Source organism: Citrobacter amalonaticus (assembly GCF_037053465.1).
In the GTDB taxonomy this organism is placed as follows: Bacteria; Pseudomonadota; Gammaproteobacteria; order Enterobacterales; family Enterobacteriaceae; genus Citrobacter_A; species Citrobacter_A amalonaticus_H.
Genome location: NZ_JBALIF010000008.1, coordinates 91,325 through 104,126 on the forward strand (window position 1 = coordinate 91,325; position 12,802 = coordinate 104,126).

Below are 12,802 nucleotides of genomic sequence, written 5' to 3' on the forward strand. Positions count from 1 at the left end.
GTGAGCGAAATGGTTGATATGACTAAAACTATCACTGAGAAAAAACTCACACAGAGTGATATTCGTGGCGTGTTCATTCGTTCTAACCTGTTTCAGGGTTCATGGAACTTCGAACGTATGCAGGCGCTGGGTTTCTGTTTCTCCATGGTACCGGCTATTCGTCGCCTGTATCCGGAAAACAACGATGCGCGTAAACAAGCCATCAAACGTCACCTGGAATTTTTTAACACCCATCCCTATGTTGCCGCTCCGGTTCTCGGCGTAACGCTGGCGATGGAAGAACAGCGTGCTAACGGCGCAGAAATTGACGATGGCGCCATTAACGGTATCAAAGTCGGTCTGATGGGTCCGCTGGCTGGCGTGGGTGACCCGATTTTCTGGGGTACTGTACGTCCAGTCTTCGCTGCGCTGGGTGCCGGCATCGCCATGAGCGGCAGCCTGCTCGGTCCGCTGCTGTTCTTTATTCTGTTCAACGCTGTCCGTCTGCTGACCCGTTACTATGGCGTCGCGTACGGTTACCGCAAAGGTGTCGATATTGTTAAAGATATGGGCGGCGGCTTCCTGCAAAAACTGACTGAAGGGGCGTCAATCCTCGGCCTGTTTGTCATGGGGGCGCTGGTTAACAAGTGGACACACGTGAACATTCCGCTGGTGGTGTCAACCATCACCGGTCAGGATGGACAGACACGTGTGACGACGGTACAAACCATTCTCGATCAATTGATGCCGGGTCTGGTTCCGTTGCTGCTGACCTTTGCCTGTATGTGGCTGCTGCGCAAAAAAGTGAACCCACTGTGGATTATCGTTGGCTTCTTTGTCATCGGTATTGCGGGTTACGCTGTCGGTCTGCTTGGTCTTTAAGACTGTTGTACACTACCGGGGCCAATTGGCCCCGTTTTTTTATCTGGAGGATGAATGACTATCACGGACCTGGTGCTGGTTCTGTTTGTTGCCGTTTTACTGGTTTACGCTATTTATGATCAGTTCATCATGCCGCGCCGTCATGGCCCCACTCTGCTTACCATCCCTCTGCTACGCCGTGGCCGTGTGGACAGCGTCATCTTTATCGGCTTAATTGCGATCCTTATCTATAACAACATCACCAGTCATGGCGCCATGATTACCACATGGTTATTATGCGCACTGGCATTGATGGGGTTTTATATTTTCTGGATCCGGATGCCGAAGATCATCTTCAAGCAACATGGTTTTTTCTTCGCCAATGTATGGATAGAATATAACCGCATTAAAGAGATGAATTTATCTGAGGATGGCGTTCTGGTGATGCAATTAGAACAACGCCGCCTGCTTATTCGCGTGCGAAATATCGATGACCTCGAAAAGATATATAAACTTCTCATTTCCTCTCAGTAAGTTACCGTCATAGCCTGAACTATGTTTTTCCTGATTTTACGTTTACCAAAAACATAGCCAAGGCTATATTTCTGCCGGATAAATGTTATTTATTTTAACGTTTTATCTACCAATAAACTTAAATGAAAATCGTTTTCAAGTGGGTCTAAAATAATATTTATCCGTTGTTGTTTTATATTCTCAAATTATGTTAAGGTTGCGCCGTCATTTGGGGAGTAGCCGATTTCCAGACTCCGGAAATGTACGTGTCAACATACTCGTTGCAAAACGTGGCACGTACGGACTGAGACAGATTTCAGTCAGGCGAGACCATAGGCACATCAACTGCTATGCATTCGCAATGAACACCAGGTTCAGGTCTGCATGTTTACTGGGGGCGGTGATGTGTTTTATGGAAACCCCGGTCAGGACGCTGTCATGAATATCACCGCAACGATTATTCTCGCTTTCGGCATGTCGATGGATGCTTTCGCCGCATCAATTGGCAAAGGTGCCACCCTGCATAAACCCAAATTTTCTGAAGCACTCCGCACCGGTTTGATCTTTGGCGCAGTCGAAACATTGACCCCGTTGATTGGCTGGGGATTAGGTATGCTAGCCAGCAAATTCGTACTGGAGTGGAATCACTGGATTGCCTTCGTTCTGTTGGTCTTTTTGGGCGGGCGTATGATCATCGAAGGCTTTCGTGGTGCAGATGATGAGGATGAAGAACCATTACGCCGTCATGGCTTCTGGTTACTGGTGACGACCGCGATCGCAACCAGCCTTGATGCTATGGCGGTCGGCGTGGGTCTGGCGTTCCTGCAGGTCAATATTATTGCGACAGCGCTGGCAATTGGCTGCGCCACCTTGATCATGTCGACGCTGGGGATGATGGTCGGTCGCTTTATCGGTCCGTTACTGGGAAAACGCGCCGAAATTCTCGGTGGGGTGGTGCTTATCGGTATCGGCGCCCAGATCCTCTGGACACATTTTCACGGTTAATCCGCACGCTGCCAGATGTGAAGGCTAAAATCCGTCTGGCAGGCAAAATTCTCAGTGCTTGCCAGTTGCTCCCAAACATGCGGTTTCGCCCGCCAGGCAAAAGGCGTCATCTGTAAGAGCGCCACCGCTTCTTCCCCACTCAGCTTCATGGGATAGGCGAGCGTTTTCTCTTCAATCAGATTGAAACCTTCCAGTTGTTCGGTATGCGATGCGTGAAGCCGGACTTCATCATAGATCAGTCCCTTCAGCTCCATTAAATGGCGTGGGCCGGGCGTTGCCGTAATAACCCATCCGCGCGGCTTAACCACCCGCGCCAGTTCTTCCGCTTTACAAGGTGCGTAAATCCGCACGATAGCATCCTGACAGGCATCAGCAAACGGCAGACGGTGGCTCGACGCGACACAGAACGTCACCTGACGATAACGTTTAGCCGCCGCTTTAATCGCAACCTTTGCCACATCCAGTCCACAGGTGTTGACTGCCGGTAACGCATCTGCAAAGGCGTGCGTGTAGTAGCCTTCCCCACAGCCGATATCCAGAATCGCAGTCGCTGAATCGTCCAGTCGTGCGGAAAGTTGCTGAACAATCGCATCACGTAACGGTTGATAATGACCAGCATCCAGAAACGCCCGTCGCGCCTGCATCATCTCCCCACTGTCTCCCGGATCACGTGACCGCTTATGCTGTACAGGCAACAGGTTCACGTAGCCCTCTTTCGCCACATCAAATTGATGCCGTTGCGGACAAACATAGCTATTATTTACGCGCGCAAGGGACTGATGACAAAGCGGGCAGGAAAACGACATAACAACTCCGGCAGGGAAATTCAGGGCGCAAGTGTATCGCGATTTCCCGCCAGGGAAAATCACTTAACGCCCGGAGAATGTATCCTTATTGCGTTGCATCACCAGCAAATGGCTGGAGTCGGCAGGCATCCCATCAGGTTCCACGTTTTCAAGACGCAATACGTCCCCCATGATCTGACTGAATACCGGCGCGGAGACTGCGCCTCCGTAATAGGCCCCATTTTGCGGATTGTTGATAACCACCACCAGAGCGAATTTTGGATGACTCGCCGGGGCAACGCCCGCGGTGTAAGCCACATACTTATCGACATATTTCCCGTCGTCGCCAATCTTCTTCGCCGTCCCGGTTTTTACCGCTACCCGATACCCTTTGACAGCAGCTTTCGTCCCTCCCCCTCCGGGTAACGCGACACTCTCCATCATGTGCTCTACCTGTCTGACCAGCGCTTGCGACATAACCCGCTTGCCGATAACAGGTGGATCGATTCGGGTAATGGACAGTGGTCGATAAATACCAAAACTACCAATCGTGGCATAGACATGCGCCAGTTGCAGCGGGGTGACCATCAGACCGTAACCAAAGGCAAATGTTGCGCGATCCAGGTCACTCCAGTAGCGGCGTTGCGGCATCAGACCCCGACGCTCTCCGGTCAACCCAAGCCCGGTCGGTTGACCAAAGCCGAAGCTTTTGTAGGTATCAATTAACCGCTGAACAGGCATTGCCAGCGATAAATGTGACACTCCCGTGTCACTGGATTTCTGTAAAATCCCGGTTAGCGTCAGCTCCGGATAAAATCCCACATCGCGAATTCGATGCCCGTTAATAACAAAGGGATGCGTGTCGATAACGCTGTCCGGTTGTACAATGCCCTGCTGTAGCGCCGTCATAATAACCAGCGGTTTTACCGTTGAACCAGGTTCGAAGGTATCGCTTATTGCGCGGTTGCGAAAATCATCGAGCCTCGCGCCGTCACGGTTATTCGGGTTGAACCAGGGAGAATTGGCCATTGCCAGAATCTCACCTGTCGCAATGTTCACAAGTATTGCGGCTCCGGAATCCGCTTCATTCCAGGTAACCGCATTATCCAGCGCGTCTTCTGTGACAGTCTGTAGCCGCTCATCAATACTGAGCTGCAATTCATGCGCCGGCACAGGATTTACTTCAGCGATGTTTTCAATAACATGGCCGAATTTATCCTTACGCACCAGACGCGACCCTGGCTTGCCTGTTAGCTGGGCATTAAAACTTTTTTCAACGCCTTCAATACCCTGACCATCAATATTGGTAAAACCAATCAAATTAGCGGCGATATGTCCTGCCGGGTAAAAACGACGTGACTCTTCGCGCAAGTTGATACCAGGAAGACCCAACCGGTCGATCCACTCCGCCTGGCGCGGAGAAACCTGGCGCGCAAGATAGATAAACCTCGCTGATGGTTCACGGTCAATCCGCGCTGCCAATGCCTCAGGAGAAAGTTGAAGCGCTTTCGCCAGCGCCTGCCAGCGTTTGTTCTCACTGATGCCTCCTTTACTGAGTATCATTTTGGGATCGGCCCAGACCGCATTCACTGGCACGCTCACCGCCAGTGGACGCCCTTCCCTGTCGGTGATCATCCCGCGAGGTGAGGCTGTAGTGACTTCGCGTAGTGAGCGCATATCTTCCTGTTTGACCAGTGAGCCTGGCTCGACTATTTGTAACCAGGCGACCCGTCCTAGCAGTAGCCCGAGACTGAGCAAAATAGCCACGCAAAGAAGCGCAAATCGTAAAGGAGTGAAATGTCTTGCCGCGCCATCGCTTCTTTTTTTCACCGGTTCTCCCCCTTCAAATCATTCAGGTGATTGATTTAACGAGAAAGACATGCGGAAATCGGCGAAAACAATGCTAATAATCTCATGGCTTTGCAACAAAGCGCTAATGAGAGCGGGTTTGGAAATATTTGGAAGGATTATGAATTAAAAAGCCCCGCATCAGCGAGGCTTTAAATCTGAGGTTGATGCGCATAAGCGCTTCAAATCAGTGGTGTCGATCAGATAGCTGTTACGTTAACAGCAGCTGGACCTTTCTGGCCGTCCTGAATTTCGAACTCAACGTTCTGGCCTTCAGCCAGAGTTTTGAAGCCATTACCCTGGATAGCGGAGAAGTGTACGAACACATCTTTGCTGCCATCTGCCGGAGTAATAAAGCCAAAACCTTTAGACTCGTTGAACCACTTAACTTGACCTTTAATCTTTGCCATTTGCAAAATTCCTTAGAGTGTTTTCTTAGCCCGCAGGCATAACATAGATAAAACTGAGACATTACTGCTTGAGGCACTAATATAAGGTTCGGCAGAGAAGCGGTATTCAACGACAACGTGTTTACTCAGGACTTCTTTACTGAAAATGCCACACATAAACAGAACTGTACCTCGTTTAACCCAAAACGTGTTATCACATACAACGTTAATTATGGCAAGCCATTTTTAAACGTGTCTCGATCGGTCGCACAAATCTCACAAGTCGATACAGAGTATCTGCACGGTTATGCATCAATACTCAAACCGCAATATCGCCGATTCCTTCCTGTCCCCACGCCAGGCCCGCAGTCCGACGGGGCTTTTCAACCATAGTCTACAAACCGCACTGCCGCCAGTACCTCAACGCAACGACTGGCTGTTAGTACAAATTCTGCTTTGTTATGCATAATTTGTCTCAACGCAAAATAGGCGAAATTTCGTAATAGCGAAAAATTTTGCCGGTTCTGGATTTCTATTCTTTTTATGCACTAATTTAATGAAAGAATGATGACAATGCACAAAAATAGGGAGAGAAACGTTTCGCTTATTATAAAACCGATCGTTCTCACAAAACAGAGAAGACCATCGCATTAACTTATGAGAATATATAATTAAGCAACAGTAAACGTGAACAGGTGAAATCTGTGATGGCGGGATATTGTTGCGCTTATCATACTTGCCCTAAGTTCGGGCAACACATGAGACAGGAAGAAGAGACTCTGCAAGGGTTCATCATCCCTCTTCCTGCCACACACAATGTCAGCGTTCTGCAACCAGTCGGATGATGTCATCATCCTCTTTATCGTCATTTACTGTCGACGACGATTGAGACACTTTTTCCGGTTCGTTCGCTTCGCAAAGACGACGCAGCAATGCATTTTGTCGCTTCTGCTGATCTAACAGCGCTTCAAGCAGCTCAATCTGCTCATTGGTTCGCGAGCTCGCGCGGTTGATAAAGAACCACAACACCAGCCCCACGACCAGAACCACCATTGACACAATCAAAGACGCAAAATTCAGTACGCCAGAATTCACTACTTCGTTCATTTCACCACCTCAATGTAGACAGACCATCTTACCACTGCCACAGAGGAAGGACATCAACGTATACAAAAATGCTTTCACCACGGGATAAATTTATTGATGGCGCAAATTCCGCTGAAAAATTGTACATCCTGATCGCACATGATATTGAACACCTGGGCCCAGAGCAGCAGGCACACAAGCACAACAACGACCAGGATTATCCATCGAAACTTTTTCACTCCACTCTCCGCATCAACATCTTATGCTGCTAAATTAACATGCGTATCTTAAACCGGGGCTAACAACAGCGACATTATCGCTTTTTTTAGGAATGATTCACTTGTTTCAATAAGTGTAGGCGCTAAGCTCAATATCACTCACAGAAGAACAGAGGTCATAATGCGTGTAATCATTCGCGCCGTTGTATTATGTGCGCTTGTCTGGATTGGATTATTACTGAGTGGTTATGGTGTGTTAATTGGCAGTAAAGAGAACGCCGCAGGACTGGGGCTTCAGTGCACGTACCTCACCGCGCGGGGAACGGCAACTGCGCAATACGTCCATACAAACAGTGGCATCATCGGCCTGACCGACTGCCCGATATTACGAAAAAGCACCGTTGTTATTGATAATGGCTAATATCGGGTCTTTTACAGAAACAGATGCTTTTAAATTAACCAGTTTATCCACTTCATCACCATGGATAAACGACACACATAAACTAATCAGCGAGTTTATAACGTAATTGTATTTAGATAATCATGTAAAACTGCCGGTTTTTCGACCGGCAGTTTTATTTTTTAACGAACATCGTCATTCAGAACGGATATTTGTTGTATCCCATCTGCTCTGAGATCTTACGCGCCGCTGTATGCAGCATTGCAACATACTCGTGTAAACGCTCTTCGGAGAAACGCAGAGTCGGGAAAGAGATACTCAGGCCAGCAATCACAACGCCGAAGCGATCAAATACCGGTACGCCGATGCAGCGTAAGCCCTCTTCTTGTTCTTCGTTATCTTCGCCATAACCCTGCTCGCGGACTTTATCCAGTACAGGCATTAACGCTTCTGTCGTGGTGATAGTGCGATCGGTGCTGCGTTTATACTCGACGCCATCAAGAATTTGCTTCACTTCTTCAGGATCACGCCATGCCAGCAGCACTTTGCCGATAGCGGTGCTGTACAGCGGATTTCGGCGGCCAATTCGTGAATACATACGCAGGTTATACATCGAATCAATCTTATGAATGTATACGATGCTGTCTTCGTCCAGTGCGCCAAGATGTACCGTCTCTTTAGTCAGACGGGAAAGTTCTCTCATCTGAATATCCGCACTGCGGATGAGGTCAACGTTCTGTAACGCGCGAGCGCCCAGTTCAAACAGTTTCAGCGTCAGAGAGTATTTCTCTGATTCGCCCTCCTGCGCAACGTATCCCAGCGTTTTCATGGTTTGCAAAAAGCGATAAACGGTACTTTTTGACATCATAACGCGTTGTGATAGCTCAGTAATCCCTATTTCGCGCTCTTCCCCCAGCGCCTGCAAAATGCCAAAAACTTTTAGCACAGAAGATACAGAATCAGGTTGTTTATCCAGATCTGCGTTAGCCATTTATCACCTCATTACGAGTGTTTTATAAAAATCAGAACAATTTTTTATTATAATTTCCCGTCCTGGCACTCGCAATCCATCTTTGCTGACTTCGTTACAAATCTGGGAGATTCAGCCGAAATATCAGTGCTAGAATGACTACTCTGATCATATTCCTCGTAGAAACTATCATTCCTATGACTCAATCTTTGGCCGATGGCCTGCCCCTTCCCCAACGCTACGGCGCCATTTTGACTATCGTTATCGGTATTTCGATGGCGGTACTGGATGGGGCCATTGCCAACGTGGCGCTTCCCACTATTGCCGCCGATTTGCAGGCCTCCGCAGCCCGTTCCATCTGGGTGGTAAACGCCTATCAAATCGCGATTGTGGTGTCGTTACTTTCGCTTTCGTTTCTGGGAGATATGTTTGGCTATCGGCGCATCTACAAATGCGGGCTGGTTGTCTTTCTACTGGCGTCTCTCTTCTGCGCGCTCTCAAACTCACTGCAAATGTTGACCATGGCACGTGTGGCACAGGGTTTTGGCGGGGCGGCGCTAATGAGCGTCAACACCGCGTTGATCCGTTTGATTTACCCTCAGCGTCATCTGGGTCGAGGAATGGGAATCAACTCATTTATCGTCGCCGTCTCCTCCGCTGCAGGCCCGACGCTTGCCGCCGCCATTCTCTCCCTGTCGTCGTGGAAGTGGTTGTTTCTGATTAACGTGCCTTTAGGGATTATCGCACTGCTTCTGGCGGTTCGTTTTCTTCCCCCAAACGCTTCGCGCAGTCATAAGCCTCGCTTTGATCTCCCCAGCGCCGTGATGAATGCGCTGACGTTTGGCTTACTGGTTACGGCATTGAGCGGGTTTGCACAGGGTCAGTCTCTGACGCTGATTGCGGCAGAACTGACCGCGCTGATGGTAGTGGGTTTCGTATTTATCCGGCGTCAGCTCTCATTGCCGGTGCCGTTATTACCTGTCGACCTGCTGCGCATTCCGCTTTTTTCCCTGTCAATTGGCACCTCTGTCTGTTCGTTCTGCGCGCAAATGCTGGCAATGGTTTCGCTTCCCTTCTACCTGCAAACGGTGCTGGGACGCAGTGAAGTTGAAACGGGTCTGTTACTGACGCCCTGGCCTCTGGCAACCATGGTGATGGCTCCGCTGGCGGGTTATCTGATTGAGCGCGTTCATGCCGGTTTACTTGGCGCACTCGGGCTTATGGTGATGGCATGCGGTTTGTTTGCTCTGGTATGGCTACCGGTTGCGCCTTCCGATCTCAATATCGTCTGGCCGATGATCCTCTGTGGCGCCGGGTTTGGCCTCTTTCAGTCGCCCAACAACCATACGATTATCACTTCTGCCCCGCGTGAACGCAGCGGCGGAGCCAGCGGGATGTTAGGGACTGCGCGTCTGCTGGGACAGAGTTCAGGAGCGGCTCTGGTGGCGCTCATGCTAAATCAGTTCGGTGATAATGGCACACATGTTTCTCTGCTTGCTGCGGGGTGTCTTGCCACCCTTGCGGCAATTGTGAGTGGTTTGCGCATCACGCAACCTCGCGCACAGGGATAAAAAAAGCACGTCCGAGGACGCGCTTTTCACCCGAAAAAAGAGTTATTTCAGGTATTCCCCACTGCGTAACGCTTCAATACGTTTATCCAGCGGCGGGTGAGTCATAAACAGCTCGCTCAGCGATTTTCCTTTACCGTTAATGCAGAACGCCATCATGCTGGATGCTTCCTGCGGTTCGTAACTGGTTTTCAAACGCTGCAATGCGGCAATCATCTTTTCGCGACCAACCAGTCTGGCAGAACCGGCATCAGCGTGAAATTCACGGTGACGGGAGAACCACATGGTGATAATGCTCGCCAGAATACCGAACACCAGTTCCAGCACCATTGCGACCACGAAGTAAATCATCGGGTTGCCGTTACTGCCTTCACCTTCATCACGGTTTCCACCCAGAAAACCGGCGGCGATCTGCGCCAGAATACGCGAAATAAAGATAACAAAGGTGTTCACCACCCCCTGGATCAGCGTCATGGTGACCATGTCACCGTTGGCGATATGGCTGATCTCGTGAGCAATAACCGCTTCCGCTTCGTCCGGACTCATGTTTTGCAGTAAACCGGTACTCACCGCAACAAGTGACGCGTCACGGCGTGCCCCCGTCGCAAAAGCATTAATGTCCGGCGCATGATAGATAGCCACCTGCGGCATGGCGATACCCGCCTGGCGTGCCTGCGTTTCGACGGTGTTGATCAACCAGCGTTCTCTTTCGTTGCGCGGTTGTTCAATCACTTCTCCACCGACAGAGCGTAGCGCCATCCATTTGGACATCAGCAGTGAAATAAAGGAACCACCGAAACCAAACAGCAACGCCATAATCATCAGACCCTGAACGCTGCTCGACTGAATCCCTGTCAGGCTCAGCACCAGCCCGAAAACGACCATAACGGCCAGGTTCGTTAACAGGAAGAGCGCGATTCGCATCATAATTTTCTTTTAACCTCAAATTAACAAAACGCACTATGCGATTACCCATATCGTATGGGTCGTAGCGCTATTTTCAAGCATCATTGCCCCGTAAGTCACCAGAAAGACACAACTTTACATTTTGTTGCACCATACTGACTGCCTCACGCACTTGTTAAAAAAAGAGGCACAATTTCTTGTGCCTCCTTGACGCTATTTTGACGCGGCGGGTTGTTCCGCGGGCTTCGCTTTTTCCAGCGTCGCCAGATCCAGCGCAATCTTCACCGTTTCATCAAGATACGGATCCGGCTCCTGGTAATCTTTTGGCAGGTCATCCAGTTTTTTCAGCACCGGCTTTCCTTCGCGCTTCAGGCGATCATTAATGCGTGCCAGACGCAACGCATCATCTTCGTTATTCTCTTTTTCACGCTGCGCGTAATTAAGAGATGCGATGTTACGCTTGTCCTTCATCGCATTGAAACGCGCGATATCTTTCATTATGTACTGGAATTCAGGATCCTGAGCGATTCGGGTGTTATGTTTTTTGAGCAATTCCGGGCCAAACGGTCGCAGATCGTCTGATTTCACATACGTTGCCGCCTCGATGCTGTCCCACGGTAGCGCATTGTCTTCAAACTTCTCACCGGTTTCTGTCTCTTCGTTACCTGTCGGCATCACGATATCCGGCGTAACCCCTTTACGTTGGGTACTGCCGCCGTTCACCCGGTAAAACTTCTGAATCGTGTACTGAACGGAGCCGAGTGCCGGCCATTCCGGACGTAGCATCTGATCGTAAATGCGGTTCAGCGAACGATACTGCTGCACGGTTCCCTTACCAAAGGTCGGTTCGCCGACAATCAGCGCGCGGCCATAATCCTGCATCGCGGCGGCAAAGATTTCCGACGCCGAGGCACTGAAGCGATCGACCAGCACAACCAGCGGACCTTTATAGTAAACAACGCCATCAGTATCGCTATCTTCACGAACTTTACCGTTGTTATCGCGAACCTGAACCACCGGACCAGAAGGGATAAACAGACCCGACAGGGAAACGGCTTCGGTCAACGCCCCGCCGCCATTTGTACGCAGATCAATCACGATGCTGCTGACATTCTGTTTTTCAAGTTTCTGCAACTGAACTTTGACATCGTCAGTCAGGCCAACATAGAAGCCCGGGATATCCAGCACACCGACTTTCTCTTTACCCACCGTCTTCACGGACATCTTAACGGCACGGTCTTCCAGACGGATTCGCTCACGCGTCAGCGTCACGATACGGGTTTTCGTTCCCTTACCGGCAGGCAGAATTTCGAGACGAACCTTGCTGCCTTTTGGCCCTTTGATGAGCGCGACCACGTCATCCAGACGCCAGCCGATCACATCAACCATGCTCTTGCCCGTCTGACCCACACCGACGATGCGATCGCCAACGCTTATCAACTTGCTCTTCGCGGCTGGACCACCGGCGACCATGGAATTGATGACCGTATAGTCATCATCCATCTGAAGCACGGCGCCGATCCCTTCGAGGGACAGGCTCATCTCAGTGTTAAACTGTTCGGTATTGCGCGGCGACAGATAATTCGTATGAGGATCAATTTCACGCGCAAAGGCCGTCATCGCCATTGAGAAGACATCTTCACTGTTCGTCTGAGTCAGACGACGGATGGCGGATTTATAGCGACGAGTCAGCGTCTCACGAATTTCTTTATCATTTTTGCCGGTGAGTTTCAGACTTAACTCATCGAACTTCACCTTGCCGTCCCACAGCGCATTCAGCTCAGCGTCGTCTTTTGGCCAGGGTGCTTTGCTGCGATCGAGATTGAAGGTGTCAGTCCCGGTGAAGTCCATCGGACGTTCCAGCACCTTCAGTGCGTACTGATAACGCTCGAAGCGCCGTTTCTGCGCCAGATTATAGAGATCGTAAAAGACGTCGAGATTACCCGAACGTAATTCGTCGCCCAGTTGCCCCTTTTTCTTCGCAAACTGCTCCACATCACTCGCCAGCAGCACGTTGTGGCTGTAATCGAGTAAGTTCAGATAGCGGTCAAAAATTTTGGCGGAAAAAGCCTGATCGAGGTCGAACTGGCGGTAGTGAGAGCGCGTGAAACGCGACGTTACGCGCTCACTTACCGTTGCGTGTTGAGTCTCTTCCTTAAGAACTGGAATTTGATCGACACGCGTAATGTCGTCCACGGCGAAGGTCTGGCCTGCTATTGCAAGCAGGCCAGCTAACGTGGTAAGCCTAAAAAATGTGTTCATGCCAGGCCTGGC

The 12,802-nt window shown here is 50.1% G+C and carries 14 protein-coding genes and 1 riboswitch; of the genes, 5 read left to right on the forward strand and 9 right to left on the reverse strand.

Translation table 11 applies throughout. From position 1 onward, the window contains the following. Window positions 1-9 precede the first annotated feature (9 nt). The 3 genes from WB371_RS14860 (at window position 10) to mntP (ending at window position 2,358) form a co-directional block, all read left to right on the forward strand. The gene (locus WB371_RS14860; RefSeq protein WP_336220822.1) at window positions 10-861 is read left to right on the forward strand and encodes a PTS mannose transporter subunit IID; all 852 of its coding nucleotides are present in this window, start codon (window positions 10-12) and stop codon (window positions 859-861) included. A gap of 54 nt (window positions 862-915) precedes the next feature. Next, window positions 916-1,374: a DUF986 family protein gene (locus tag WB371_RS14865; protein ID WP_336220823.1), complete on the forward strand. Its 459-nt coding sequence runs from the start codon at window positions 916-918 to the stop codon at window positions 1,372-1,374. Between the two features lie 197 nt (window positions 1,375-1,571). Continuing rightward, window positions 1,572-1,675: riboswitch (yybP-ykoY riboswitch) on the forward strand. Between the two features lie 116 nt (window positions 1,676-1,791). Next, a complete protein-coding gene (mntP, locus tag WB371_RS14870; RefSeq protein ID WP_336220824.1) occupies window positions 1,792-2,358 on the forward strand; it encodes a manganese efflux pump MntP in 567 nt (188 codons plus the stop codon). Here the strand turns inward: mntP and rlmA are convergent. The 6 genes from rlmA to mgrB form a co-directional block, all read right to left on the reverse strand. Further along, window positions 2,355-3,164: a 23S rRNA (guanine(745)-N(1))-methyltransferase gene (rlmA, locus tag WB371_RS14875; protein ID WP_336220825.1), complete on the reverse strand. Its 810-nt coding sequence runs from the start codon at window positions 3,162-3,164 to the stop codon at window positions 2,355-2,357. The two genes, mntP and rlmA, sit on opposite strands and share 4 nt — an antisense overlap. A 63-nt stretch (window positions 3,165-3,227) precedes the next feature. Next, window positions 3,228-4,973 carry a peptidoglycan glycosyltransferase FtsI gene (gene ftsI / locus WB371_RS14880; RefSeq protein WP_336220826.1) on the reverse strand — a complete coding sequence of 582 codons (1,746 nt, stop codon included), beginning with the start codon at window positions 4,971-4,973 and terminating at the stop codon, window positions 3,228-3,230. Window positions 4,974-5,191: 218 nt separating this feature from the next. Beyond that, entirely contained in the window at window positions 5,192-5,401 is a 210-nt protein-coding gene (cspE, locus tag WB371_RS14885) for a transcription antiterminator/RNA stability regulator CspE (RefSeq protein WP_001062678.1), read from the reverse strand. Window positions 5,402-5,413: 12 nt separating this feature from the next. Next, a complete protein-coding gene (locus WB371_RS14890) occupies window positions 5,414-5,557 on the reverse strand; it encodes a DUF2627 domain-containing protein (RefSeq protein ID WP_043000402.1) in 144 nt (47 codons plus the stop codon). A gap of 642 nt (window positions 5,558-6,199) precedes the next feature. Beyond that, window positions 6,200-6,487: a YebO family protein gene (locus WB371_RS14895; RefSeq protein WP_336220827.1), complete on the reverse strand. Its 288-nt coding sequence runs from the start codon at window positions 6,485-6,487 to the stop codon at window positions 6,200-6,202. Between the two features lie 74 nt (window positions 6,488-6,561). After that, window positions 6,562-6,705 carry a PhoP/PhoQ regulator MgrB gene (mgrB, locus tag WB371_RS14900; RefSeq protein ID WP_042318479.1) on the reverse strand — a complete coding sequence of 48 codons (144 nt, stop codon included), beginning with the start codon at window positions 6,703-6,705 and terminating at the stop codon, window positions 6,562-6,564. 160 nt (window positions 6,706-6,865) lie between these two features. Here mgrB and WB371_RS14905 point away from each other — a divergent pair, with 160 nt between their 5' ends. After that, entirely contained in the window at window positions 6,866-7,105 is a 240-nt protein-coding gene (locus tag WB371_RS14905; protein WP_336220828.1) for a YobH family protein, read from the forward strand. Window positions 7,106-7,283: 178 nt separating this feature from the next. Here WB371_RS14905 and kdgR read toward each other — a convergent pair whose 3' ends face one another. After that, complete coding sequence (kdgR, locus tag WB371_RS14910; protein ID WP_336220829.1) at window positions 7,284-8,075, reverse strand: DNA-binding transcriptional regulator KdgR; 792 nt, start codon at window positions 8,073-8,075, stop codon at window positions 7,284-7,286. A gap of 176 nt (window positions 8,076-8,251) precedes the next feature. Between kdgR and WB371_RS14915 the strand changes: the two genes are divergently transcribed. Next, window positions 8,252-9,625, forward strand: coding sequence for an MFS transporter (locus WB371_RS14915; RefSeq protein ID WP_336220830.1), 1,374 nt, complete (start codon window positions 8,252-8,254; stop codon window positions 9,623-9,625). A 42-nt stretch (window positions 9,626-9,667) separates the two neighbouring features. Here WB371_RS14915 and htpX read toward each other — a convergent pair whose 3' ends face one another. Both htpX and prc read right to left on the reverse strand, forming a co-directional pair. Beyond that, window positions 9,668-10,549 carry a protease HtpX gene (gene htpX / locus WB371_RS14920; protein WP_336220831.1) on the reverse strand — a complete coding sequence of 294 codons (882 nt, stop codon included), beginning with the start codon at window positions 10,547-10,549 and terminating at the stop codon, window positions 9,668-9,670. Between the two features lie 192 nt (window positions 10,550-10,741). Then, complete coding sequence (gene prc, locus WB371_RS14925; protein WP_336220832.1) at window positions 10,742-12,790, reverse strand: carboxy terminal-processing peptidase; 2,049 nt, start codon at window positions 12,788-12,790, stop codon at window positions 10,742-10,744. Between the last annotated feature and the right edge of the window lie 12 nt (window positions 12,791-12,802).